This is a genomic window from Janthinobacterium kumbetense, assembly GCF_023703445.1.
GTDB classification, from domain to species: Bacteria; Pseudomonadota; Gammaproteobacteria; order Burkholderiales; family Burkholderiaceae_D; genus Janthinobacterium; species Janthinobacterium kumbetense.
Window position 1 is genome coordinate 41,603 of sequence record NZ_JAMQGR010000008.1, and the last position, 23,463, is coordinate 65,065.

At 61.9% G+C, this 23,463-nt stretch carries 17 protein-coding genes; 11 read left to right on the forward strand and 6 right to left on the reverse strand.

What is annotated here, in order from left to right; genetic code table 11:
* Nucleotides 1-91: 91 nt before the first annotated feature.
* The 7 genes from NCG91_RS20390 (at nucleotide 92) to NCG91_RS20420 (ending at nucleotide 6,890) form a co-directional block, all read left to right on the forward strand.
* Nucleotides 92-598 (forward strand): DUF4390 domain-containing protein, encoded by a 507-nt coding sequence (locus NCG91_RS20390; RefSeq protein ID WP_251350982.1) that lies wholly within the window; start codon nucleotides 92-94, stop codon nucleotides 596-598.
* Nucleotides 598-2,895 (forward strand): sensor histidine kinase, encoded by a 2,298-nt coding sequence (locus NCG91_RS20395; protein ID WP_099665532.1) that lies wholly within the window; start codon nucleotides 598-600, stop codon nucleotides 2,893-2,895. The genes NCG91_RS20390 and NCG91_RS20395 overlap by 1 nt, the downstream gene beginning before the upstream one ends.
* A 98-nt stretch (nucleotides 2,896-2,993) precedes the next feature.
* Entirely contained in the window at nucleotides 2,994-3,713 is a 720-nt protein-coding gene (locus NCG91_RS20400; protein ID WP_034784724.1) for a response regulator, read from the forward strand.
* Nucleotides 3,710-4,111 (forward strand): CobW family GTP-binding protein, encoded by a 402-nt coding sequence (locus NCG91_RS20405; protein WP_099665531.1) that lies wholly within the window; start codon nucleotides 3,710-3,712, stop codon nucleotides 4,109-4,111. The genes NCG91_RS20400 and NCG91_RS20405 overlap by 4 nt, the downstream gene beginning before the upstream one ends.
* A gap of 153 nt (nucleotides 4,112-4,264) precedes the next feature.
* Nucleotides 4,265-4,522 carry a BTH_I0359 family protein gene (locus tag NCG91_RS20410; protein WP_077399469.1) on the forward strand — a complete coding sequence of 86 codons (258 nt, stop codon included), beginning with the start codon at nucleotides 4,265-4,267 and terminating at the stop codon, nucleotides 4,520-4,522.
* A 170-nt stretch (nucleotides 4,523-4,692) separates the two neighbouring features.
* Complete coding sequence (locus tag NCG91_RS20415; protein WP_099668254.1) at nucleotides 4,693-5,472, forward strand: class II glutamine amidotransferase; 780 nt, start codon at nucleotides 4,693-4,695, stop codon at nucleotides 5,470-5,472.
* A gap of 137 nt (nucleotides 5,473-5,609) precedes the next feature.
* Nucleotides 5,610-6,890 (forward strand): EAL and HDOD domain-containing protein, encoded by a 1,281-nt coding sequence (locus tag NCG91_RS20420; RefSeq protein WP_077399474.1) that lies wholly within the window; start codon nucleotides 5,610-5,612, stop codon nucleotides 6,888-6,890.
* A 72-nt stretch (nucleotides 6,891-6,962) separates the two neighbouring features.
* Here NCG91_RS20420 and NCG91_RS20425 read toward each other — a convergent pair whose 3' ends face one another.
* Both NCG91_RS20425 and metH read right to left on the reverse strand, forming a co-directional pair.
* Nucleotides 6,963-7,334 (reverse strand): SPW repeat protein, encoded by a 372-nt coding sequence (locus NCG91_RS20425; protein WP_077399477.1) that lies wholly within the window; start codon nucleotides 7,332-7,334, stop codon nucleotides 6,963-6,965.
* Nucleotides 7,335-7,454: 120 nt separating this feature from the next.
* The gene (gene metH, locus NCG91_RS20430) at nucleotides 7,455-11,249 is read right to left on the reverse strand and encodes a methionine synthase (protein ID WP_251350983.1); all 3,795 of its coding nucleotides are present in this window, start codon (nucleotides 11,247-11,249) and stop codon (nucleotides 7,455-7,457) included.
* Between the two features lie 641 nt (nucleotides 11,250-11,890).
* Between metH and NCG91_RS20435 the strand changes: the two genes are divergently transcribed.
* Nucleotides 11,891-14,368 carry an IPT/TIG domain-containing protein gene (locus tag NCG91_RS20435; protein WP_251350984.1) on the forward strand — a complete coding sequence of 826 codons (2,478 nt, stop codon included), beginning with the start codon at nucleotides 11,891-11,893 and terminating at the stop codon, nucleotides 14,366-14,368.
* Nucleotides 14,369-14,455: 87 nt separating this feature from the next.
* Here the strand turns inward: NCG91_RS20435 and fmt are convergent, their stop codons facing one another.
* Both fmt and def read right to left on the reverse strand, forming a co-directional pair.
* Nucleotides 14,456-15,412: a methionyl-tRNA formyltransferase gene (gene fmt / locus NCG91_RS20440; protein WP_251350985.1), complete on the reverse strand. Its 957-nt coding sequence runs from the start codon at nucleotides 15,410-15,412 to the stop codon at nucleotides 14,456-14,458.
* Between the two features lie 94 nt (nucleotides 15,413-15,506).
* Nucleotides 15,507-16,049, reverse strand: coding sequence for a peptide deformylase (def, locus tag NCG91_RS20445; protein WP_099665527.1), 543 nt, complete (start codon nucleotides 16,047-16,049; stop codon nucleotides 15,507-15,509).
* Nucleotides 16,050-16,354: 305 nt separating this feature from the next.
* Between def and dprA the strand changes: the two genes are divergently transcribed.
* The 3 genes from dprA to NCG91_RS20460 all read left to right on the forward strand — a co-directional run bounded on the left by dprA (nucleotide 16,355) and on the right by NCG91_RS20460 (nucleotide 20,977).
* Nucleotides 16,355-17,458 carry a DNA-processing protein DprA gene (gene dprA, locus NCG91_RS20450; protein WP_251350986.1) on the forward strand — a complete coding sequence of 368 codons (1,104 nt, stop codon included), beginning with the start codon at nucleotides 16,355-16,357 and terminating at the stop codon, nucleotides 17,456-17,458.
* Nucleotides 17,459-17,552: 94 nt separating this feature from the next.
* Entirely contained in the window at nucleotides 17,553-18,017 is a 465-nt protein-coding gene (locus tag NCG91_RS20455; RefSeq protein ID WP_251350987.1) for a Smg family protein, read from the forward strand.
* A 293-nt stretch (nucleotides 18,018-18,310) separates the two neighbouring features.
* The gene (locus NCG91_RS20460; protein ID WP_077399489.1) at nucleotides 18,311-20,977 is read left to right on the forward strand and encodes a DNA topoisomerase III; all 2,667 of its coding nucleotides are present in this window, start codon (nucleotides 18,311-18,313) and stop codon (nucleotides 20,975-20,977) included.
* A gap of 231 nt (nucleotides 20,978-21,208) precedes the next feature.
* Here NCG91_RS20460 and NCG91_RS20465 read toward each other — a convergent pair whose 3' ends face one another.
* On the reverse strand, nucleotides 21,209-21,937 hold the full coding sequence (locus tag NCG91_RS20465) for a hypothetical protein (RefSeq protein ID WP_251350988.1): 729 nt from the start codon (nucleotides 21,935-21,937) through the stop codon (nucleotides 21,209-21,211).
* A 74-nt stretch (nucleotides 21,938-22,011) separates the two neighbouring features.
* Entirely contained in the window at nucleotides 22,012-23,436 is a 1,425-nt protein-coding gene (locus NCG91_RS20470) for an alkaline phosphatase (protein ID WP_251350989.1), read from the reverse strand.
* Nucleotides 23,437-23,463 lie beyond the last annotated feature (27 nt).

Here is a 23,463-nt window from a genome sequence, read left to right on the forward strand (position 1 = left end):
CGTCGAACCTTATCTTACGGACACTACCGGCACACTTGTGACAACACGACTCTTCCGACTCCTGGCCCTGCTGCTGATGCTGACATGTACCATGCCACGCGCGCATGCCGCCGACATGGTCGAGATCACCCGTGCCTATATCGAGTCGGGCGAAGAGGGCTACAAGCTGGCCGCCACGTATTCCTTCGAGCTCAATCATGACCTCGATGATGCAGTACAGCATGGCGTGCCGCTGTATTTCACGACAGAAATCGAACTGACCCGGCCCCGCTGGTACTGGTTCGATGAAAAAGCCATCGTGGCGCGCCAGACCAGCAAGCTGTCCTATAACGTGCTGACGCGCCAGTATCATGTGTCGGGCGGCGGCTTGCAGCAAAGCTTTCCCACCCTCGACGATGCGCTGTTCCTGATCCGCCGTCCCAGCCGCTGGCTGGTGGCGCGGCGCGGCGAGCTGAAAGTGGGGCAGACGTACAACGTCACCTTGCGCATGGGCATGGACCGCGACTACCTGCCCAAGCCGATACAGGTCAATGCCTTCAATAACAGCGACTGGCGCCTGGCTTCGAATAAAAAAACCTTCTTGTATACGGCGGAGTAGTGAGTCAAGCATTGCGCTATTTGCTGGTGGTGGGCGGCGGCATTGTCAGTATCCTGCTGTTCCTGCTGGCGTCGGCTTCCGACAATTCCGGCTTTTTCGACCGCTATTACACCTGGCTGCTGGGCCTGAACGCGGCCGTGGCCGTGTCCCTGCTGGCGCTGGTGGGCATTTCCCTGGCGCGCCTGTACGCGCGCTACAAGAGCGGCAAGTTCGGCTCCAAGCTGATGACGCGCCTGGTGATGCTGTTCGCCGCCGTCGGCATCCTGCCGGGCCTGGTGATTTTCCTTGTCTCTGTGCAATTCGTCTCCCACTCCATCGAATCCTGGTTCAACGTCAAGATCGAAGCGGCGCTGGAATCGGGGATTGAGCTGGGCCGTGCCGGCCTCGATGCGGCCCTGGTCGAGCTCGACCACCGGGGCCACAAGGCCGTCGAAGAACTGGGCGCCGACCCGGTGGCCGGTCCGGCCGTGCTGACGAGCCTGCTGCGCGAAGAGGGCATGCAAAACGTCATGCTCGTCAGCGGCGACGGCGTGCTGCTGGCCAGCGCCGGGCCGCACAGCGCGGCCGACTTGCCGACGCCGCCCATGCTGGTGCAGGCAGCCTTGCCGGCCGGCTATGCCTCCGCCGAGGGCGGACTGGAGCTGCACGACGATGGCACGGAATCGGGCGGCGGCGGTTTCCGCTCGGGCCTGCCGGCGTCGCTGGAAACGGCGGCCAGCCTGCGCCTGCGCGTGCTGGTGGCCGTGCCGGGGCCTTCCGTCTCGCCCCGCTATTTGCAACTGTTGCAATCGGTGCCGCCCAAGCTGGCGACGAATGGCGAAGTGCTGCGCGCCGCCTACAGCGAATACAAGGAACGTTTCGTCGCGCGCGTGGGACTGCGCAAGATGTACATGGAAATCCTCACCCTGACCTTGCTGCTGGCTATTTTCGGCGCCATCGGCAGCGCTTTCCTGATCGCCGGCAATTTGGCCCAGCCCCTGCTGCTGCTGGCCGAAGGCACGCGCGCCGTGGCCGAGGGCGACCTGTCGCCGCGCCCCATCGTCGCCACCAAGGATGAACTGGGTACCCTGACGCAGTCGTTCAACATCATGACGCGCCAGTTGCTCGATGCGCGCACGGCCGTGGAAAGCAACCGCGCCGCCTTGCAAAACGCCAAGGCCCACCTGGAATCTGTGCTGGCGAACATGTCGGCCGGCGTGATGGTGCTCGACGGCGACTTTAAACTGGTAACCTGCAATGAGTCGGTCGAGCGCATCCTGCAGCATTCGGGCATGAGCATGGTGGGCCAGCCGCTGGCGAATATTGCTGGAATGGAAGAGTTCGGCGGCGCCATCATCAGCGCCTTCACGGCGCAAAGCGCGCAATCGGCGTCGGGCCGCAACCAGCAGCGCCTGCACTGGCAGCGCCAGATCGAGATTCCGCGCCGGCTGGGCAGCAGTGCCGACGAGCATGACATCACCTTGCTGGCGCGCGGTTCGCGCCTGCCGCTGGAGTCCGGCAGCGGCTACATCGTCGTCTTCGACGATATTTCCGACGTGATTTCCGCGCAGCGCTCGATCGCCTGGGGCGAGGTGGCGCGCCGCCTGGCGCATGAAATCAAGAATCCGCTCACGCCCATCCAACTGTCGGCCGAGCGCCTGCAGATGAAGCTCGAAGGCAAGCTGGAGCAGCCCGATGCCGACCTGCTCAGCCGCGCCACCACCACCATCGTCAAGCAGGTCGATGCGATGAAGCGCATGGTCGACGACTTCCGCGACTATGCGCGCACGCCGCCGGCCGTGCTCACGCCGCTGCGCCTGAACGAGCTGATCGAAGAGATACTGAACCTGTACCTGCGCGGCGACGATGGCGACATCATCCACCCGCTGCTGGCGCCGAATTTGCCGATGGTGATGGGCGATCCGACCCAGTTGCGCCAGGTGATACACAACTTGCTGCAGAACGCGCAGGACGCCATGGCCGACCTGCCGCCGGACTCGCCGCATCCGCGGATTGACGTAAGGACGGAAGCAATTCATTATCGCAGTGCGGACGGCGGCGTGAATATCGCCGTGCGGCTGGCCATCAGCGACAATGGCCCTGGTTTCGCGCCAAAAATCCTGGCGCGGGCCTTCGAGCCGTATGTGACCTCGAAGGCGCGCGGCACGGGATTGGGCCTGGCGATGGTCAAGAAAATTATCGATGAACACGGCGGACGCATCGATATCGAGAACCGGGTCGACGGCAATGGCGCTTCGGTGGTCATTTTGCTGTTAAAGTTAGCTCCCGACACTCCTGCCCAGGAATTCCTGGCGTGAGGGTCTGGTTTAGTATTTAAAACACTAATAAAATCATAGTTGTCCGCCGTGTGCATCTTGTGCGCGACGGCCGGCGAAATGAGGAAGGCAAGACACGAATGGCAAACATACTCGTAGTGGATGATGAAATGGGTATCCGTGAGTTGCTCTCGGAAATTTTGGGCGACGAAGGACATGCTATCCAGCTGGCCGAAAATGCGCAGCAGGCGCGCGAAGCGCGTGCCGCCGGTGCGCCGGATCTGGTATTGCTGGATATCTGGATGCCCGACACCGATGGCGTCACCCTGCTCAAGGAATGGCAGCGCGACGGCTTGCTGACCATGCCGGTGATCATGATGTCGGGCCACGCCACCATCGATACGGCGGTCGAGGCGACGCGCATCGGCGCCATGAACTTCCTGGAAAAACCGATTGCCCTGCAAAAACTGCTGAAGGCAGTCCAGCAAGGCTTGACGCGGGCACAGGAAACCGTGCGCGCGCCGAGCGTGGCGCCGCGCCCTGTGGCGCCCGTGGTGGCCGAGGAAAGCAGCCATCCCGTGCCGAGCTTTGGCGGCAGCGCGCCGCAACAGCTGATGGTGCGCCCAGGCATCGCCGTACCGGCGGTGGCCGAAGGCCATGGCTACAACCTGTCGTTCGACTTGCCGCTGCGCGAGGCACGCGACGCGTTCGAGCGCATGTATTTCGAACATCACCTGGGACGCGAAGGCGGCAGCATGACCCGCGTGGCGGAAAAAACGGGCCTCGAGCGCACCCATTTGTACCGCAAGCTGAAACAGCTGGGTGTCGAACCGGGCAAGCTGGCCAAGAAAAGCCTGTGACGGCAGCCGTGCGGCGTCCGACGCCGCTGACCCTGGTCAGCGGTGGACGCGCCGCCGGGCGTGAAGCGGCCATCGCGCAAGCCTTGCCGCCTGGCCAGCCGGCCGCCGTGATCCTCGAAGGATTGGCTGACGGCAACGCCATCCTGGCCGACCTGGCCGGGCAAGTTTCTCCTCCTCCATCATTTCCATTGCAACTGTTGCGCATCGCGCCAGGTTGCCTGTGCTGCAGCGGCAATCTCGTATTGCGTGTAACATTGAATCGTCTGCTGCGCCATCCACCCGCACACTTGTTCATCAGCCTGGCCGACGCCACGCACATCGAACAATTGCGCACCTGGCTCACCGCCAGTCCCTACGATGCCCTGCTGGCGCTGCAAGCAGACATGGTGGTTTCCTGACGATTTCTTGATCGCCTTACCGCAGTCGTAGTTTGCATCTCGTTACAACTCTGTAGCCCGCAGGGTGGCATGGCCGCTTGAAATGGCGCCGTGTGAACCCCACCTCTGTTCTGACACCGCAGGAGCTTCTCCTGCTTGAGCGAAGGATGCAAAATGAACCTGATCTATAACAGCGAACAATACAGCGTCGTGGAATTCGGCGTCGACGGCGACCTCGAAGCCCTGCGCTTTGGCGGCTATGAAATCGTCGACAAGGGGGGCAAGCGGGAAACGTTTATCGCCGGCATCCTTGCGCAACACTTCCGCCGCGACGTCACGGAGCTGATTGCCAGCGAACCCAGTATGGAAGAGATCGATGAATTTTTGGGCAGCTATGATTCCCTCATGAGCCAGCCCGTCCTGTTGCACTAATTAGAAAGAGCCTTAACAGAACCGTAGCGAGCGGCAGTGAGTTGCGGCCGAGAAGCGGAGCTGTGCGAATGCACAGTGAGCATCGGAGGCTGCAAATCGCGCCGCGCAGTAGGTTATGTTAGGGTTCTAGGTATGGTATGGTGGTTGTGTTATTCAGCTGCAAACAGACCATGTGCCAACTTCTCGGAATGAATTGCAATGTCCCCACGGACATTGTCTTTAGTTTTACCGGCTTCGCCATGCGCGGCGGCCATACCGATACCCACCATGACGGCTGGGGCATCGCCTTTTTCGAAGGCGCCGGCGTGCGCCATTTCGTCGACCACCAGGCGGCCATCGCCTCGCCCGTGGCCGAACTGATCAAACGCTACCCCATCAAGTCGCGCAATGTCATCGCGCATATCCGCAAGGCGACGCAAGGCCAGGTGGCGCTGGAAAATTGCCACCCGTTCGTGCGCGAACTGTGGGGCCGCTACTGGGTCTTTGCCCACAATGGCGATTTGAAGGATTTCAACCCCGTGCTGACGGGCAGTTACCGCCCCGTCGGCTGCACGGACAGCGAACGGGCTTTCTGCTATCTGCTGCAGGAACTGCACGCGCGCTTTGGCGATGCCCCGCCGGCGTTGCCGCAACTGCATGCGGCCCTGGCGGAGTTGCTTCCCAGCATCGCCGCCCACGGCACTTTCAACATGATGCTGTCGAGCGGCGAGGCGCTGTTTGCCCATTGCTCGACCAGCTTGCACTATCTGGTGCGACAACATCCGTTTCCAACTGCTAAACTCTCCGATGAAGACCTGAGCGTGGACTTTTCCCAGGTGACGACACCCCAGGACCGCGTGGCCGTGATTGTTACCCAGCCGCTGACGACGAATGAGCAATGGACGGCGTTTGCGCCGGGTGAATTGAAATTATTTGTCGACGGGATGGTGCAAGACACGCCAGTCGCCTAATTTGTTGACGACAATAAACTGGATTGCTGCCAAAATACCCACAGCGCGGGCGGAATTCAGCTAAAGTATTGTCAATAGTGAACCTTGATGCGGGCGCGGCGCGGCCGGTGTCACTCGACGTGATTGATGAAGAGTTAATGATCGATATTTCCAGCAACGACATCACCCCGAAACCCTTGCGCGTGCGCGAGTTCTATCTGGGGCGACAACCTATCCTTGACCGTAATCAAGCCCTGTTTGGCTATGAGTTGCTATTCCGCAACGCTCCGGTCGGTCCCGCCAACATTACCAGCGATCTGTCCGCCACGGCCTCCGTCATCGCCCACGCTTCCCAGCTGGGCATGGAAAAGGTCATCGGCGACGCGCTCGGTTTCGTCAACGTCGATGCCGACGTGATCATGAGCGACATCTTCGTGTTCCTGCCGCGTGAAAAAGTGGTGCTGGAAATCGTCGAATCGATGCCCGTCACGCCGGAAGTGCGCGCGCGTATCAGCGAGCTGGTGGGTCATGGCTTCACTTTCGCGCTGGAAAACGTCGTGTCCGACACGGCGCAAGTGCAGGAACTGCTGCCGCTGGTGCAGTACGTCAAGATGGACATGAGCACGGTCGACCCGAAAGTGCTGGCAGCCCTGGCGCCCCGTTTCAAGCAGGAAAACAAGAAACTGGTGGCGGAAAAGGTCGAGACGCGCGAAGAATTCAAGTCGGGCCTGGACCTGGGTTTCGATTACTTCCAAGGTTATTACTTTGCCAAGCCCGCCATCATGACGGGCAAGAAACTGTCGCCGTCGCAACTGGCCGTCATGGAACTGATGACACTGGTGACGTCGGATGCCGACAATATGGACATCGAGCGCGCCATCAAGCGCGACGTGTCGCTGGCCCTGAACTTGCTGCGCCTGGTCAATACGCCGGCCGTGGGCGCGCGCCAGCGCATCGATTCGCTGAGCCAGGCCGTGACCGTGCTGGGCCGCCGCCAATTGCAGCGCTGGCTGCAAATCATGCTGTACGCGGAACCAAGCAAGCGCGGCCATAGCATGACGCCGCTGCTGATGCTGGCCACCACGCGCGGCCGCCTGCTGGAATTGCTCGCGCACAAACTGCGCCCGAACCACGCCCATTCGGCCGATATCGCCTTTACGGTCGGCATCATGTCGCTGATGGATACCCTGTTCGGCGTGCCGATGTCGGAAATCCTCGGCCAGATCGAAGTGATCGACGAAGTGGCCGAAGCGCTGCTGTCGCGCGAAGGCTTCTACGGCGACCTGCTGCGCCTGGCCGAGTGCATCGAGCGCATCGAAGACATGGAAGGCGAGATCGTGCCAACCTTGCGCGACCTGGCCATGTCGCCGGACGACCTGGTGGAGCTGGAAATGGCCGCCTACGAATGGAGCGATAACGTTGTCAGATACGCCCTGTAATTGGCATAGCTAGCCATATCAAGAACCCCGCCCGGCAGTGCCCGGCGGGGTTTTTTTACGCCGGTAGCTGCACTACGCCGCGGCGCCGGGCCAGTGCTTGTGCAGCTCGGGGTCGGTGCGCAGTTCCCACAGGGCCAGCACGACGACGGCGATACCGACGATGAGCTCGTTCCACAGGACGACGCGCTGTTCGGCCAGCCGCAGTATCCACGGCGAGGCGGCGACCCAGACGCCCACCAGCAGGTTGACGACGACGGCCCAGAAATATGTCTTGTACAGGTCGAAGGCGGCCAGGATGGCGATCACGAGGCCCGAGACAAAGGCGTTGATCATCTGCGGCGAGCCTTCGGGATAGGAAAACGCCCAGGGCGAGACGACGAGCCACAGGCCCAGCAACAGGATCACCTGATCCTGCCAGCGTTTCAGTTTGAAATTGGTTGCCATATATCCTCCTTGCCGGTTGGGAACGGGCCGGAGCGGGCATGCAGCATGCCGGCCGGCATACTGCGTTAGTGCGCTTCGGCGCGCGATAAGTTCCGCGCGCCTTGTGCTTATATTATGGCATTACGACAGGTTCGGCGCCAGCCAGCGTTCCACGTCCTCGATGCTGACGCCACGGCGCTTGGCCATGTCTTCCACCTGGTCCATGCCGATCTTGCCGACGACGAAGTATTTCGACTCCGGGTGGGCAAAATAGAAGCCGGACACGGCCGCGCCGGGGAACATGGCATACGATTCCGTCAGCTGCATGCCGATTTCCTCGGCCTGCATGACCTCGAACATCTCTTTCTTGACGGTATGTTCGGGGCAGGCCGGGTAGCCTGGCGCGGGGCGGATGCCGACATATTTTTCGGCGATCATGTCGTCGTTGCTCAAGTGTTCGTCCGGTACGTAGCCCCACAAATCCTTGCGCACGCGCTCGTGCAGGTATTCGGCGAACGCTTCGGCCAGGCGGTCGGCCAGCGATTTGAGCATGATGGACGAGTAATCGTCGTGCGCATCCTCGAAGCGTTTTTCGTATTTCTCGATGCCGAGGCCGGACGTCACGGCGAACATGCCGATGTAATCCTTCACGCCCGATGCCTTCGGCGCGATGAAGTCGGCCAGGCACTGGTTTGGGCGCTGCACGCCGTCGACCACGGGTTTCACGCCCTGCTGGCGCATGCCGTAATACGTGAACGCCACGCTATTGCGCGTATCGTCGGTGTACACCTCGATATCGTCGTCATTGACGCTGTTTGCCGGCAGCAAGGACACGACGCCGTTGGCCGTCAGCCAGCGTCCGTCGATGAGTTTTTTCAGCAAGGCCTGGCCTTCCGCGTAGACCTTGGTGGCCGCGTCGCCCACCACTTCATCCGTCAGGATGGCGGGGAAGGGGCCGGCCAGGTCCCAGGTCTGGAAGAACGGGCCCCAGTCGATGTAGTTGGCCAGGGTGGCCAGGTCGACGTTTTTAAACACGCGGCGGCCGATGAACTTCGGTTTCACGGGCGTGCAGGCGCCGTCGAACGGCACGAGCATCTTGTTGGCGCGCGCCTGCGCCAGCGGCAAAATCGGCAGCGCCTTTTTGTTGGCGTGCTGCTCGCGGATGCGCGCGTAGTCGAGTTCGATGTCTTCCACGTACTTGTCGCGCTGTTCCGGCGTCAGCAAGGATTGCGCCACGGACACGGAACGCGAGGCGTCCGGCACGTAGATCACGGGGCCTTCGTAGTTGTGGGCGATTTTCACGGCCGTGTGGGCGCGGCTGGTGGTGGCACCGCCGATCAAGAGGGGAATCTTCAGCATGCGGAAGTGTTCGTCGCGCTGCATTTCCTTGGCGACATAGGCCATTTCTTCCAGCGATGGCGTGATCAAGCCCGACAGGCCGATGATGTCGGCGTTTTCCACCTTGGCGCGGGCGAGGATTTCCGAGCACGGCACCATCACGCCCATGTTCACCACTTCGAAGTTATTGCATTGCAGAACGACGGTGACGATGTTCTTGCCGATGTCATGCACGTCGCCTTTCACGGTCGCCATGATGATCTTGCCCTTCGGCTTGGCGACGATGCCCGTGCGCTTTTCTTCCAGCAGCTTTTCTTCCTCGATAAATGGAATCAGATGGGCCACGGCCTGTTTCATCACGCGCGCCGATTTGACCACTTGCGGCAGGAACATCTTGCCCTGGCCAAACAGGTCGCCGACCACGTCCATGCCGGCCATCAGCGGGCCCTCGATCACGTGGATGGGGCGTCCGCCATTGTGCAGCAGCTCCTGGCGCGCTTCTTCCGTGTCTTCCACGATGAATTGCGTGATGCCGTGCACCAGCGCGTGCGACAGCCGTTCCTGCACCGTGCCTTCGCGCCAGGCCAGGGTTTGCGCCTCCGCCTTGCCGCCCGCCTTCAGGGTGCCGGCAAATTCGATCATGCGCTCGGTCGAGTCTTCGCGGCGGTTCAGCACCACATCTTCCACGCGCTCGCGCAATTCCGGGTCCAGGTTGTCGTACACGCCCACCATGCCGGCGTTGACGATGCCCATGGTCATGCCGGCCTTGATGGCGTGGTACAGGAAGACGGTATGGATGGCTTCGCGGGCTGGATCGTTGCCGCGGAAACTGAAGGACACGTTCGACACGCCGCCCGAGATCTTCGCGTACGGCAAGTTTTCCTTGATCCAGCGCGTGGCGTTGATGAAGTCGACGGCGTAATTATTGTGCTCTTCGATGCCGGTGGCGACGGCAAAGATGTTCGGATCGAAAATGATGTCTTCCGGCGGGAAGTCCAGCGCATCGATCAATAAATGGTATGCGCGCGCGCAAATTTCGATCTTGCGCTCGAAGGTATCGGCCTGGCCCTTCTCATCGAAGGCCATGACGATGACGGCCGCGCCGTAGCGGCGGCACAGCTTTGCCTGGCGCAGGAATTCCTCTTCGCCTTCCTTCATGGAAATCGAGTTGACGATGGCCTTGCCCTGCACGCATTTCAGACCCGCTTCGATGACCGACCATTTCGACGAGTCGACCATGATGGGCACGCGCGAAATGTCGGGTTCCGAGGCGATCAGGTTCAGGAAGCGCGTCATGGCCGCCAGCGAATCGAGCATCGCTTCATCCATGTTGATATCGATCACTTGGGCGCCGTTTTCCACTTGCTGGCGGGCCACGGAGAGCGCCTCGTCATATTGCTCGTTGAGAATCATGCGCGCGAACGCCTTCGAGCCCGTGACGTTGGTGCGCTCGCCCACGTTGACGAACAGTGACTCGTCATTGACGACGAACGGTTCCAGGCCCGCCAGGCGCAGGTCGTGCGATGGGGCCGGCACGGTGCGCGGGGTGTTTTTCGACAGCAACTCGCCAATGGCGGCGATGTGCTCGGGCGTGGTGCCGCAGCAGCCGCCCGCCATGTTCAGGAAGCCCGCGTCGGCAAATTCGCGCAGCAGGGCGGACGTGTCGGCTGGCAACTCGTCGAAACCCGTGTCGCTCATGGGGTTGGGCAAGCCCGCGTTCGGGTAGATGCACACGAAGGTGTCGGCGATCTTGGCCAACTCTTCCGCGTACGGGCGCATCAGGGCAGCGCCCAGCGCGCAGTTCAGGCCGATGGTCAGCGGTTTCGCGTGGCGCACGGAATTCCAGAAGGCGGGCACGGTCTGGCCCGACAAGATGCGTCCCGACGCGTCCGTGACAGTGCCGGAAATCATCAGCGGCAGGCGCACGACATCCGGGTTTTGCTCGTAGAACAGGTCGATGGCGAACAGGGCCGCCTTGCAGTTCAAGGTATCGAAGATGGTTTCCACCAGTAATACGTCGGCGCCGCCTTCCACCAGACCCTGCGTCTGCTGCAGGTAGGCGGCCACCAGCTGGTCGAAGGTGACGTTGCGCGCGGCCGGGTCGTTCACGTCGGGCGAGATCGACGCCGTCTTCGGCGTGGGCCCGAGGGCGCCGGCGACGAAGCGCGGCTTGTCCGGGGTGGAATATTTATCGCAGGCGGCGCGCGCCAGCTTGGCCGCCTGGACGTTCATTTCATAGGCCAGGTGGGCCATGTGGTAATCGTCTTGCGCGATCGTCGTGGCGCCGAAGGTATTCGTTTCGATCAGGTCGGCGCCGGCCGCCAGGTAGCGCTCGTGGATTTCCTGGATGATGTGCGGCTGGGTCAGGGTCAGCAACTCATTATTGCCCTTGACGAACAGTTCGCGCGCGCCACTGTCGGCCGGCGCGGCGAAATCGATGAAGCGGCCGGCGGGGCCGCCGCGGTACGCTTCTTCGTCGAGCTTGTATTGCTGGATGATCGTGCCCATGGCGCCGTCGAGAATCATGATCCGCTGCGCCAGAATGGCGCGCAAGGTGGCTTCGGTCGGGGACATGGCGGGGATCACGGTATCGTTCATTTCATGCTTTCAATAGGCAAACGGGCGGCGGCGCGGCGACAAGACGTTACGAGGCGGATGCGGGTCAGCAGGATCAGCTGACGGAGAGTTGCCGGCCGGGTAGGGCAGGCAGAAGGTGGCAATCGCCTGATTTCACCGGGTCTAAAATTATACGGCATCAGGCTGCTTTGGTTTTAAGCAAAAGCGGCCGTTCGCCCCACGGCAGGCCTTCTTGCAACACATCGCCTGCCGCCACGCCTGCTTCTGAAAATTACATTCCTGAAAATCTTACTCAAAAAGTTAATTCTTCCAGCAAAGTTGGCAGAACAATATGGCGTCTAGGCTGTGGAAAAATTTCCACATTATTTGCGCCGCATCAGCATATTTTTAATGAGTTGAATGGCAATAGCTGCAAAGGAAAGTAATTTTGATTTTAGCCAATACAGAGTGAGGGGAATAATGCTCAGAGTAAAGTTTGCCAAGCAGATATTTTAATTATTATCAAAACCAATTGAATCAAAAGCATTAATAGTTGTCTTTGGGAATCGAACTAAACCATAATATTGGTTCTTCGAAATTAAATTCTCACCAAAAGTCACCAATATGTCACATTTATCTCGTGTCCTCCCCGGCATCGCGCTGCATCAACATGGTTGCCAGCCATGAAAAACCATCTGCTTGTCGCATTGTTTGTCATGCTGGGCCTGTCCGCCTGCGGCGGTGGCGGCGGTGGGGGCGGCGACACGGTGGTGGCGACCACGTCGGGTACGCCCGTGCTGCTGCCTGCCGTGACGGCCGTTTCGGCGGCGAATGTCGCCGTCGGTGGCAGCCTGGTGCTTACGGGCACGAATCTGAGCCGCGTGACGGCTTTCCAGGTGGGCGGCGTGACCGTTGCCACCAGCGCCGCCAGCGACACCAGCATCACCCTGACCATGCCGGGCGTGCCCGTATCGGGCGCCTTGAGCCTCGTCAGCGCCAGCGGCACGGCGTCCACCAGCTATAACGTCAATGTGTACGTGCCATTGAGCGTGGGCAGCGTCGCACCGGCGACGGGCGGCGTCGGTTCCAGCGTGACGATCACGGGCGGCGGCATGGGCGCCGTGACGGCGGTGCAGTTTGGCAATGGCGCGGCGGCAACGCCGCAAAGCCAGACGGCCGGCAGCGTGACGGTGCTGGTGCCTGCGGGCGCGGCGACAGGCGCGCTGACGGTGCGCGGTCCCTACAACGATGTGCTCAGCGGCGACACGTACACGGTGCTGGCCAGCGTGACGGTGACGTCGATCACCTCGGCCGTCAACAACGGAAGCTTGTCCGTGACGGTGCAGGGCAGCAATCTCGACCAGGTCACTTCGGCATCGGTGGGCAATACGCCGGCCGTCATCGTCAGCGCCACTGCCAGCCAGCTGCTGCTGTCCGCGCCGGCCGCGGCAACGGGCAACGTGATGCTGGCGGCCGCGTCGCGCATCGCCGTGAATGCGGGCACGGTGTCGGCCTTTACCCTGGGCAGCATTGATTTCGCACAAGTACTGAATTTGAATGCCAGCAATACGGCCTTGCGCTTGACGCGCGGCAAGCCGGCCGCCGTGCGCGTGTCCGTGCTGGCCGGGCAGGCGGGCCAGTCCAGCCCGGCGGTCACCTTGAATGCGACCGCCGCCAATGGCAGCAACCTGGGCAGCATCGCGATGACGGGGCCGGCGCTCTTGCCGACGACGAAGAACGATGACAGTTTCAACGGCAATTTCAGTGCCGTCCTGCCTGCAGGCTGGATCTTGCCCGGCGTGCGCGTGCGCGTGACGGCCGTCGGCAATGACGGCGTGCAAGTGAGCCAGGAAGCGGCGCCCGTGGTGGCCAGCCTGGCCAAGATCCGTCTGGTGCTCGTGCCCTTGAGCACCGATGATGGCGTGGCGCAACTGCCTGATGCCGAGGTGATCCGCGCCGCGCTGCTGCGCGTGTATCCGTATGCGACGGAAAATATCAGCATCACGACGCGCGCCGCACTGAGCATGCCGGGCAGCAGCACGGCCGACAGCTGGTGGAGCGATGCCCTGGGCAAGCTGGAAAACCGGCGCGCGCTGGAAGACAGCGGCGCCTATTATTACGGTTTCGTGCCGAAGATGTCTGTCACCAACGCCGCCGGCCTGGCCTACATCAACCAGCGCAGCAGCGGCAACGACTTCACGTCGGCCATCGGCCTCGATGCCCAGTCCAATAGCATCGCGGCGGTCGACCCATTCTCCAATCAATGGCCTCTGTGGCTCACTACGCTCGTGCATGAGCTGGGCCACAATCACTCGCTGCAGCACGTTCCCTGCGGCGGTCCGGCTGGCGCTGCTGTCGACTACCCATATGCGAATGGCAATCTGGGCCCGCAACCGCTGTACAACAGCAACTATGCAGGCAGCATCGGCCAGCTGAGCAAGGCAGTCTATGGCAATACGCCGATGAAGGACGTGATGAGCTATTGCAGCGGCGCCTGGTTCTCCGACTACAGCTATGCGCGGGTGCAGCAATTCCTGGAAAAACGCAGCACGCAGATTACGGGCAGCAATGTGCTGGCCGCCAGCATGGCCGTGGCTGAGAACGGCTACCTGACCATTTCCGGCCGCATCACGCCTGGCGGCGTGGCCCTGCGCCCGGCTGTTGCCTCGTCGGCGCGCATCGGCACCGCTGCCAGTGGCAGCGGCCATGCTTATACCTTGCGCGTGTTGACGGCGTCCGGACAGACTATCGACTTGCCCTTCGATGGCGTCTCCGTGGCCGACCATGGCGGCAACGCCATGAGCCACTTCCGCGTCAGCTTCGCCAATCCGGGCGAAATCAGCGATGTGCAAGTGTTGGCAAATGGCAAGGCTTTAGCCAAGCTGGAACGCCCGGCGCGCCGCAGCAAGGCCGCCGCCAACGATGCCACGTTTGATGCGACGCAAAGCGGCGGCCAACTGGTGCTGGTCTGGAATGCCGAGGCGGAACCGTATGCCGCCGTCATGCACGTGGCTGCCGATGGCCGCAAGACGGTGGTCGGCAGTGACTTGACGGGTGGCAAAGCCAATGTCGACGTGAGCACCTTGCCGGCCGGCGGCCGTTTCGAGGTCAGCCTGTCGTCGTCCGTGGGCGCACGCCTGATGAAGGTGCAGCGCCGCTAAGCTAGCGGGGCGGATGCAAAAAAGGCTTGCCGCGGCAAGCCTTTTTTTATGGCCATCGGGATGATGGCGCGGTGCAATCCGGTGAAGTCAGGCGCAGCGCTTGCCTTCGAGGGGGAAGCCCTTGATGAATTCGGCCGCAGGCAGGCGCTTGCCGCCCGGTTTTTGCAGTTCCGTCAGGCGCAGCGAGCCATTGCCGCAGGCCACGACGATGCCGTGCTGGGCGTCGGCCGCCAGCACCTGGCCCGGCGCTTCCTTGCTGTCCGCCTCGAGCACGTCGGCGGCCCAGATCTTGATGGTGGTGCCATCGACCTGGCCGCAGGCGCCGGGAAACGGATTGAAGGCGCGGATTTTCAGGCCCAGTTCCAGCGCCGGCAGGCTGAAATCGAGCGCCGCTTCTTCCTTGGCGATTTTTGCCGCATAGGTGACGCCCGCTTCAGGCTGGGGCACGGCTTCCAGCGCTTGCTGCTGCATCTTGCGCAGGGTCTCGACGATCATCTTGCCGCCCAGGGTGGCCAGCTTGTCGTGCAGGCTGGCGGTGGAATCGCCCGCCTCGATGGGCGTGCGCTCGATGGCCAGCATGGGGCCCGTATCGAGGCCTTCTTCCATCTGCATGATGGTCACGCCCGTTTCATCGTCGCCGGCTTCGATGGCGCGGTGGATGGGCGCGGCGCCGCGCCAGCGCGGTAGCAGGGAACCGTGGATATTGATGCAGGGTTTGATGTCGAGGGTGCTGCGCGGCAAGATCAAGCCGTAGGCCGCCACCACCATCACATCGTAGTCGGTGGCCAGCAGGCGCTCGTGCGCTGCTTTTGCCTCGGCGGCGCGCTGCGGGTCCTTGCTGTCCATGCGCAGCGACAAGGGCTGCAGCACCTCGATGCCGTGCTGCAGTGCATATTGCTTGACGGCCGAGGCGTGCAATTGCATGCCGCGTCCGGCAGGGCGGTCGGGCTGGGTCAGCACCAGCGGAATCTCGAATCCCGCTTCGTGCAAGTCTTTCAGGGCCGTGGCGGCAAATTCAGGCGTGCCTGCGAAGATCACTTTCATATGGTTCCTTGACGTGAGGTGCGCAGGCCCGCGCCGAAGGCGCCAGGCTGGCAGGGTGTTACGGTCAGTCTATCAGCAGTACTGCAAAAGCGGCTTAGAAACGGCGGTTCTGTGCGCGCAGGCTCGCTTCGCGTTCGAGACCACGGATTTCCTTGATCATCTTGGTCTTGATGCGGTTGCGCTTGAGCGGCGACAGGTATTCGACGAATACCTTGCCCAGCAAATGATCCATCTCATGCTGGATGCAGACGGCCAGCAAGCCATCGGCTTCCAGTTCGAACTGCTTGCCGTGGCGGTCCAGGGCGCGCACCTTGATGCGGGCAGGACGCTCGACGCCGTCGTAGACGCCAGGCACGGACAAACAGCCTTCGTCGTAGACCTGCTTTTCCTCGCTGGCCCAGGTGATTTCCGGGTTGATGAACACTTGTAGCTGGTTTTTTTCTTCGGTGATGTCGATCACCATCATCTGGATATGCGCGTCCACTTGCGACGCGGCCAGGCCGACGCCCGGGGCGTCGTACATGGTTTCAGCCATGTCGTCGATCAGGGTTTGCAGGCGCGCGTCAAATTCGGTGACAGGCTTGGCGATCGTGTGCAGGCGAGGATCGGGGTAACGCAGGATATTTAATATGGACATACGGATTCGACTGGTTAAGGTGGGCGCCGGTGCGCCGGATTATTCATGCCTGGGCCATGCGAACGATGGCAGGGCTATTTTCTGTTGGGTACGCCATGCTTGGGCGCGTATGGCACAACGGCGCGGCAGATGCGTTTGCCAGTGCGCTAATCGTTTTCTGCAAAGGGAAATTTTATCACAGACGCCCATGCTCCTGTGGATGGGAGGCCGTTTTGCACGCGCATTGCACGCATCCTTGCGCGCGTCGGTATCGCGTGCGCGCCATGGCGCTAGCATGGGAGGGCACAGTACACAGCGAGGTGATCATGCATGCACTTGCAACGACGGCAGACACGGCCACGGAATTGGCAGGCTGGCTGCGCCTGCAGCATCTGCCCGGCGTGGGGCCGGTGGCGGCGCGCGCCTTGCTGGCCCGCTTCGGCTTGCCGCCGGAGATCTTCGCCACGTCCTTCGAGTCCTTGCGCGAAGCGGTGCCGGCCAGCGTGGCGCGCGCCATCGTGCAGCCGCCCAAGCCCGTGGCCAACAGCCAGCTGGAACTCACCCTGCAGTGGCTGCAGCGGCCCGGCAACGCCGTGCTGACCCTGGCCGATGCCGCGTATCCGCCTCTGCTGCTGGAAATCGCCGATCCGCCGCTGTTGTTATATGTACGGGGGCGGGCGGAACTGCTGTCACGTCCCGGCGTGGCCATCATCGGCAGCCGCAATGCCAGCGCGCAAGGCATGCAGAATGCGGCCGCTTTCGCGCAAGCGCTGAGCATGGCGGGCCTGACCATCATTTCCGGGCTGGCGCTGGGCATCGATACGCACGCGCACGAGGGCGGCTTGCGCGGCGCGGGTGGCACGGTGGCCGTGATCGGCACGGGCGCCGATCTGGTGTATCCGCGACGTAACCTTGATCTAGCGCAAAGAATTGCCGAACAGGGTTGCATCGTCAGCGAGTACGCGCTGGGCTTGCCCGCCATGCCAGCTAACTTTCCGCGCCGCAACCGCCTGATCAGCGGCCTGGCGCGCGGCGTGCTGGTGATCGAGGCGGCCGCGCAATCGGGTTCATTGATCACGGCGCGCCTGGCCGGCGAGCAGGGGCGCGATGTGTATGCCTTGCCCGGTTCCATTCATGCGACCCTGGCCAAGGGCTGCCATGCATTGATCAAGCAGGGCGCCAAGCTGGTCGAGTCGGCCGATGACGTGCTGCAAGAGTTGCAATGGCTGGGCGGCGTGCCCCAGGTGCCGCCAGCGGTGGAAGACGAGCCGCCGCTGCTGGCCGCGCTGGGCCACGATCCCCTCGATGCGGATACCCTGGCCGCGCGCAGCGGCCTGGCCATGGGCGCGCTGATGGGCGAATTGCTGGCGCTGGAGCTGGCGGGCCGGGTGGAACGCTTGCCGGGAGGACTGTTTCAACGCTGTAAATGACAGCTTGTCACTTGTGTGGCGGCCTTGCCGCACGGGGGCGCTTTGTCGGCGCGCACCCTTGTGTCGCAGCGAACTTAGCTGATAGAGTAGAGCCATGTTCGATATCCTGGTGTACCTCTACGAGACTTACTATCGCCCCGATGCCTGCCCCGAGCCGGCAGTCCTGGCGCGCAAACTGTCGGCCGTCGGTTTCGACGACGTGGAGATTTCCGAAGCGCTCGTCTGGCTGACGGACTTGAACGCCATGGCCGGCGTCGAACAAAGCCTGACGGCCAGCTCCACGGGCACGCGCTTCTATGTACAGCAGGAAAGCGACGTGCTGGGCACGGCCGCCATCGGTTTCATCCAGTTCCTGGAAAGCGCCAAGGTGCTGTCGCCGCTGCAGCGCGAAATCGTCATCGAACGGGCGCTGGCGCTCGACGAGGCGCCCGTTTCGCTGGGCAAGCTGAAAGTCATCGTGCTGATGCTGCTGTGGAGCCAGGGCAAGGAACCGGACGCCCTGATGTTCGACGATCTGTTTGTCGACGACGAAGACCTCCCGCCGCGCTTATTGCACTAATATATAGACGTCGCTGGCGGCCGCTGTCGCTGCCGGCCTGACCCTGGCGCCGCTGTCGCGCCATCCCCATTACCATGTGCTGCACCAGCGCGCCCGCCAGCCTGTTGTGTTTGCGCTTGCGCATTCTTGCTTGCAGATAACTTGCCGAATTCTTCAATAGGCGCTTATCATTGGCCGCTTGACAAGACCACAAGTCACAAGGCCTTGCGCAGACAAAAGCGTCGGCGCCTGGCAATGCACTGTATGATGCGCATGCTGAAACTATCCTAGAGCATTTTTCGAGACTAAAAAATATGACAAAAACCCTCATCATCGCCGAGAAGCCTTCTGTCGCGAACGATATCGCGAAGACGCTTGGCGGCTTTACCAAGCACGATGAGTACTTTGAATCGGATGAATACGTCCTGTCGTCGGCGGTCGGCCACTTGCTGGAGATCGCCGTGCCGGAAGAATTCGACGTGAAGCGCGGCAAATGGAGTTTCGCGCACTTGCCGATGATTCCACCGTATTTCGCGCTGAACCCGATCGCCAAGACGGAAGCGCGCCTCAAAGTATTAAACAAGCTGATCAAACGCAAAGACGTCACCACCCTCATCAACGCATGCGATGCGGGGCGCGAAGGCGAGCTGATTTTCCGCCTGATCGCGCAAAACGCGAAAGCCAAGCAACCGGTCAAGCGCCTGTGGCTGCAGTCGATGACGCCGGGCGCCATCCGCGACGGTTTCTCGCACCTGCGCAGCGACGAAGAAATGCTGCCGCTGGCCGATGCGGCCCGCTGCCGTTCGGAAGCCGATTGGTTGATCGGTATCAATGGCACGCGCGCCATGACGGCGTTTAATTCGAAAGAAGGCGGTTTTTATCTGACCACCGTGGGCCGTGTGCAAACGCCGACCCTGTCCATCGTGGTCGAACGCGAAGACAAGATCAAGAAATTCGTGCCGCGCGACTTCTGGGAAGTGCGCGCCGAATTCGTTTGCGCGGCCGGTATCTATGAAGGCCGCTGGCTCGACACGAAGTTCAAGAAGGACGAGAACGACCCCGAGAAGCGCGCCGAGCGCCTGTGGAGCAAGACGGCTGCCGATTCGATCGCCACCGCCTGCCGCGGCCGCCAAGGCAATGTCACGGAAGAGTCGAAACCGACCACCTCGATGGCGCCGGGCCTGTTCGACCTGACCAGCCTGCAGCGCGAAGCGAACTCGCGTTTCGGCTTCTCGGCCAAGAACACGCTGGGCCTGGCCCAGGCGCTGTATGAAAAGCACAAGGTACTGACGTATCCGCGTACCGATTCGCGCCACCTGCCGGAAGACTACATGCCGACCGTGCTGCAGGCGCTGGAAACGGTCAAGGACAACAGCAACTACCACCAGTTCGCCAAGCAGATCATCGACAAGGGTTGGGTCAAGCCGAACAAGCGCATTTTCGACAACACCAAGATCTCGGATCACTTCGCGATCATCCCGACGACGATCGCGCCGAAGAACCTGTCCGAGCCGGAACAGAAGCTGTATGACCTCGTCACGCGCCGCTTCATGGCCGTGTTCTTCCCGCCTGCGGAATTCCAGGTCACCACGCGCTACACGGAAGTGTCCGGCCATCAGTTCAAGACTGAAGGCAAGGTCATGACCAATCCGGGCTGGCTGGCCATCTACGGCAAGGAAGCGTCGACGGACGCCGACAAGGAAAGCAATGGCAACGGCAACCTGGTGCCCGTCGCCAAGGGCGAGAAAGTGCAGACGGAAAGCGTCAACGCCAACGGCCTGGTGACGAAGCCGCCTGCGCGCTTCACGGAGGCGACCTTGCTGTCGGCCATGGAAGGCGCCGGCAAGCTGATCGACGACGACGAGTTGCGCGATGCGATGGCCGGCAAGGGGCTCGGCACGCCGGCGACGCGCGCGGCCACCATCGAGGGCTTGCTGACGGAACGCTACCTGATCCGCGAAGGCCGCGAATTGATTCCGACGGCCAAGGCATCGCAGCTGATGACTTTGCTCAAAGGCCTGGGCGTCAATGAATTGACGGCGCCGGAGCTGACGGGCGAGTGGGAATACAAGCTGTCGCAGATGGAAAAAGGCAAGATTTCGCGCGAAGAATTCATGCGCGAAATCGCGCAGATGACGCAGATCATCGTCAAGCGCGCCAAGGAATACGATAATGACACCATTCCCGGCGACTACGCGACCCTGGAAACGCCCTGCCCGAATTGCAGCGGCGTGGTGAAGGAAAACTACCGTCGTTTCGCCTGCACCAAGTGCGAATTCTCGATGAGCAAGACACCGGGTTCGCGCCAGTTCGAAATCGCCGAAGTGGAACAATTGCTGAAGGACCGCACCATCGGCCCGCTGCAAGGCTTCCGCTCGAAGATGGGCCGTCCGTTCGCCGCCATCCTGCGCATCGTGCGCGATGAAGAGATCAAGAATTTCAAGCTGGAATTCGATTTCGGCCAGAACGACGAGAGCGAAGATGGCGAAGGCGTCGATTTCACGGGCCAGACGCCCGTGGGACCGTGCCCCAAGTGCAACGCCGGCGTGTACGAAATGGGCCTGGCCTATGTGTGCGAACACAGCGTGGCCAAGCCGAAGACGTGCGACTTCCGCAGCGGCCGTATCATCTTGCAGCAGGAAATCTTGCCGGAACAAATGGCAAAACTGCTCAACGATGGCAAGACGGACTTGCTGCCGGGCTTTGTTTCGCAGCGTACCCGCCGTCCGTTCAAGGCATTCCTCGTGCGCGGCAAGGATGGCAAGGTGAGCTTCGAGTTTGAAGAGCGCAAGGCCAAGCCGGGCGCGAAGACGAAGGCAGCAGCGGCCGAGGCCGAAGGCGAAGAAGGCGCGGCACCAGCAAAGAAAACGGCCGTCAAGAAAGCGGCAGCCGTCAAAAAAGCGCCGGCCAAGAAAGCTGCGGCCGTGAAAAAGCCGGCCGCCAAGAAGGCGCCGGCGAAGAAGGCGGCAGCGGCGGAGTAATCCGGCGCCCGCCGGTCAGGCAAACAAAAGCCAGGGATTTCCCTGGCTTTTTTTACGTCCCGAGGCTGGCTAAGAGCCTGCCCCAGTAGATGAATACATCCCCCGCTGGCGCGCCTCAGAAGCGGGGACTGCGTTGATCGTCGTCGCGTGGCTCGCCACGCGTCCTCCTCACGCCTTGTCCGCGCTCCTGATGTGCTGCCAGCAGAAGACGCTCCCTACTGGGATAGGCTCTTAGTCCAGGTAGTCCGAATACTCGCGCTGCGCGTAGTTCTGCAAGTTGGCCCACGGCTGCGCCTTGCTGACGGTGGGCTGCAGCTTGACGTCGACCCGGCGATAGAAGGTATTCGCGCGGTCGCCGCTCTCGATGATCAGCGGAATCTGTTTTTGCTCATCCCACAGGATGCGCTGGAACACGCCATTCTTTTCCACTTCGCGCCAGCGCGCGCCCGTCACGTTCGATGCCTGTTTCGACAGCGGCATGGCGGCCACCAGTTTCGGGTCCAGCAGATAAAAACTGTTTTCCCAGGAACCGTCGAAATTGACGTTTTCGTACTCGGCCTTGGGGATGGCGACGACGATCTTGTCATGCGCATCGATGTATTCCACGCGTACGGTGTTCTTTTCCAGCATCACGTGGCGCGGTATCAGCACGGGATTGAAGTGCTTGTGCTCATGCTGCGTGGCCGCGGTCGACGTTTTCAATGCCACTTTCTTGTTTTCACCGTGGCTGTGGCCCGCATGCGCATCGGTCGACGGCGCCAGCACGCGCTCGACCCACACGTGGCCGGGGCGGCGCAGCATCTTTTCTTCGTAGCGGCTTTCGCGCGTCACGCCTTCGGGCGTCAGGACGCGGCTGTAATAGGTGATGCCCAGGTCCAGGTCGGCAGGCGTGGCAGGAGCGGCTTGCGCGCTGGCGGCAAAGCCGGCGGCGAGGAGGACGGCGATCAGGGACGATTTCATGGTGTTGCCTTTACGTGCAGAGGGGCGGAGGGCATACGCCATCCGCCCCGGTGGGGTTACCGTGTTGATGTGGATCAGAAGCCGAAGGCCGCCTTCAGCAGGTCAAACACCTTGGTGTTGTCCAGGGTGCCCTTGAAGGCCTTCGCGCCGGCGCCCGTGGCCAGCAGCTTGACGTCGCCGCCGCCGTGGGTTTCGCTGGCCAGGCGCACGCCTGTTTCTTGCAGGTAGTTGTCTTTCAGGGCCGTGGCGCTGTCGACGTTGCTGCGCAGGGCAGGACGGTTCGGGCCGTTGCCGAACACCAGGGTGGTGTAGGTATTGCCATCGGCATCCTTGCTCGGCTGGTTATCCTTGTAGCCGCGGTTGATGTCGAGGATGTGGTTGCCGCGCTTGCCGTAGCCGTTGAAGGCCAGGGTGTGGTCATGGTCGGCCGTGACGACGATCAGGGTATTTTCCAGCTTCGGATCGGTTTCCTTGATCTTGGCGATGGCCGCCTTGATGGCGTCGTCGAAGGCGATGGTGTCCGTCAGCGCGCGCTTGGCGTTGATGCCGTGCAAGGCGTGGTCGATACGGCCGCCTTCGACCATCAGGAAGTAGCCGTTCGCGTTTTTCGACAGCAAGTCGATGGCTTTCAGCGTCATTTCCGACAGGCTAGGCTGGGTCGCGCCTTCGCCCAGCGGCGGCGTGGCGGTGCGGTCCAGTTCATATTCCAGGTGGCTGCGGGTGCTGTACAGGCCGATGAATTTCTTGCCGCTCTGCGCCGCAGCCATTTCCGCCTTGTTGGCGGCCACGGTGTAGCCCTTGGCGGCAAATTCCGTCAACAGGTTGCGGCCATCGGCGCGGCCATACTTGTTGCTGGCCGACCAAGGCGTAAAGTGGTTGCGGCCGCCACCCATCAGCACGTCGACGCCGTCGCCCAGGGCCGTGTTGTAGCCCGCGCCGCCCGGTACCGTTTGTGCGGCGATCGCGTATTGCGCATTGCGGTTGCAGATGTGCGAGAAAGTCGTCGCCGGCGTGGCGTGCGTCAGTTCCGTGGTGGTGATGGCGCCCACGGCCTTGCCCTTGGCTTTCGCCAGTTCCAGGATGGTCGGCGCGCTCTTGCCGCCGGCCGGGCAATTGTCCACGCCCAGGTTGCCGTTGACGTCGCGGCTCGGTTCCTTGGCGATGGTGTCCTGCGCCATCGAGATGACTTCATTGTTCATCTTGACGCCGGTCATGTAGGCGGCCATCGATGGCGCGCTGTCCGTCGTTTGCGCATCGTTCGAGAACGTCTTGATGCGCGCCGTGCGCTCCAGCGTGTCCATCGTCAGGTTGCCGTCTTCCTGGTACTGGTAGATGCGCGCTGCCGTCACGACGGACGGGCCCATGCCGTCGCCGAGGAAGAAGATGACGTTCTTGGCGTCGGCGGCGTAGGCGCTGGCGACGCTGGCGGCCACGAGCGTGGTCAGCAAGGAGAGTTTCAGGGCCGATTTCAGTGCGGCGGGTGTCGATGCAAGTTTCATGTGCTTGTCCAATTCTTGTCTCTTGGG

Excerpts from the sequence above, each read along its gene's own strand:
- NCG91_RS20390 (WP_251350982.1), top strand. The coding sequence starts at position 92 with ATGCCACGCGCGCATGCCGCCGACATGGTCGAGATCACCCGTGCCTAT.
- NCG91_RS20400 (WP_034784724.1), top strand. The coding sequence starts at position 2,994 with ATGGCAAACATACTCGTAGTGGATGATGAAATGGGTATCCGTGAGTTG.
- NCG91_RS20410 (WP_077399469.1), top strand. The coding sequence starts at position 4,265 with ATGAACCTGATCTATAACAGCGAACAATACAGCGTCGTGGAATTCGGC.
- NCG91_RS20415 (WP_099668254.1), top strand. The coding sequence starts at position 4,693 with ATGTGCCAACTTCTCGGAATGAATTGCAATGTCCCCACGGACATTGTC.
- NCG91_RS20420 (WP_077399474.1), top strand. The coding sequence starts at position 5,610 with ATGATCGATATTTCCAGCAACGACATCACCCCGAAACCCTTGCGCGTG.
- NCG91_RS20425 (WP_077399477.1), bottom strand. The coding sequence starts at position 7,334 with ATGGCAACCAATTTCAAACTGAAACGCTGGCAGGATCAGGTGATCCTG.
- metH (WP_251350983.1), bottom strand. The coding sequence starts at position 11,249 with ATGAACGATACCGTGATCCCCGCCATGTCCCCGACCGAAGCCACCTTG.
- NCG91_RS20435 (WP_251350984.1), top strand. The coding sequence starts at position 11,891 with ATGAAAAACCATCTGCTTGTCGCATTGTTTGTCATGCTGGGCCTGTCC.
- fmt (WP_251350985.1), bottom strand. The coding sequence starts at position 15,412 with ATGAAAGTGATCTTCGCAGGCACGCCTGAATTTGCCGCCACGGCCCTG.
- def (WP_099665527.1), bottom strand. The coding sequence starts at position 16,049 with ATGTCCATATTAAATATCCTGCGTTACCCCGATCCTCGCCTGCACACG.
- dprA (WP_251350986.1), top strand. The coding sequence starts at position 16,355 with ATGCATGCACTTGCAACGACGGCAGACACGGCCACGGAATTGGCAGGC.
- NCG91_RS20455 (WP_251350987.1), top strand. The coding sequence starts at position 17,553 with ATGTTCGATATCCTGGTGTACCTCTACGAGACTTACTATCGCCCCGAT.
- NCG91_RS20460 (WP_077399489.1), top strand. The coding sequence starts at position 18,311 with ATGACAAAAACCCTCATCATCGCCGAGAAGCCTTCTGTCGCGAACGAT.
- NCG91_RS20465 (WP_251350988.1), bottom strand. The coding sequence starts at position 21,937 with ATGAAATCGTCCCTGATCGCCGTCCTCCTCGCCGCCGGCTTTGCCGCC.
- NCG91_RS20470 (WP_251350989.1), bottom strand. The coding sequence starts at position 23,436 with ATGAAACTTGCATCGACACCCGCCGCACTGAAATCGGCCCTGAAACTC.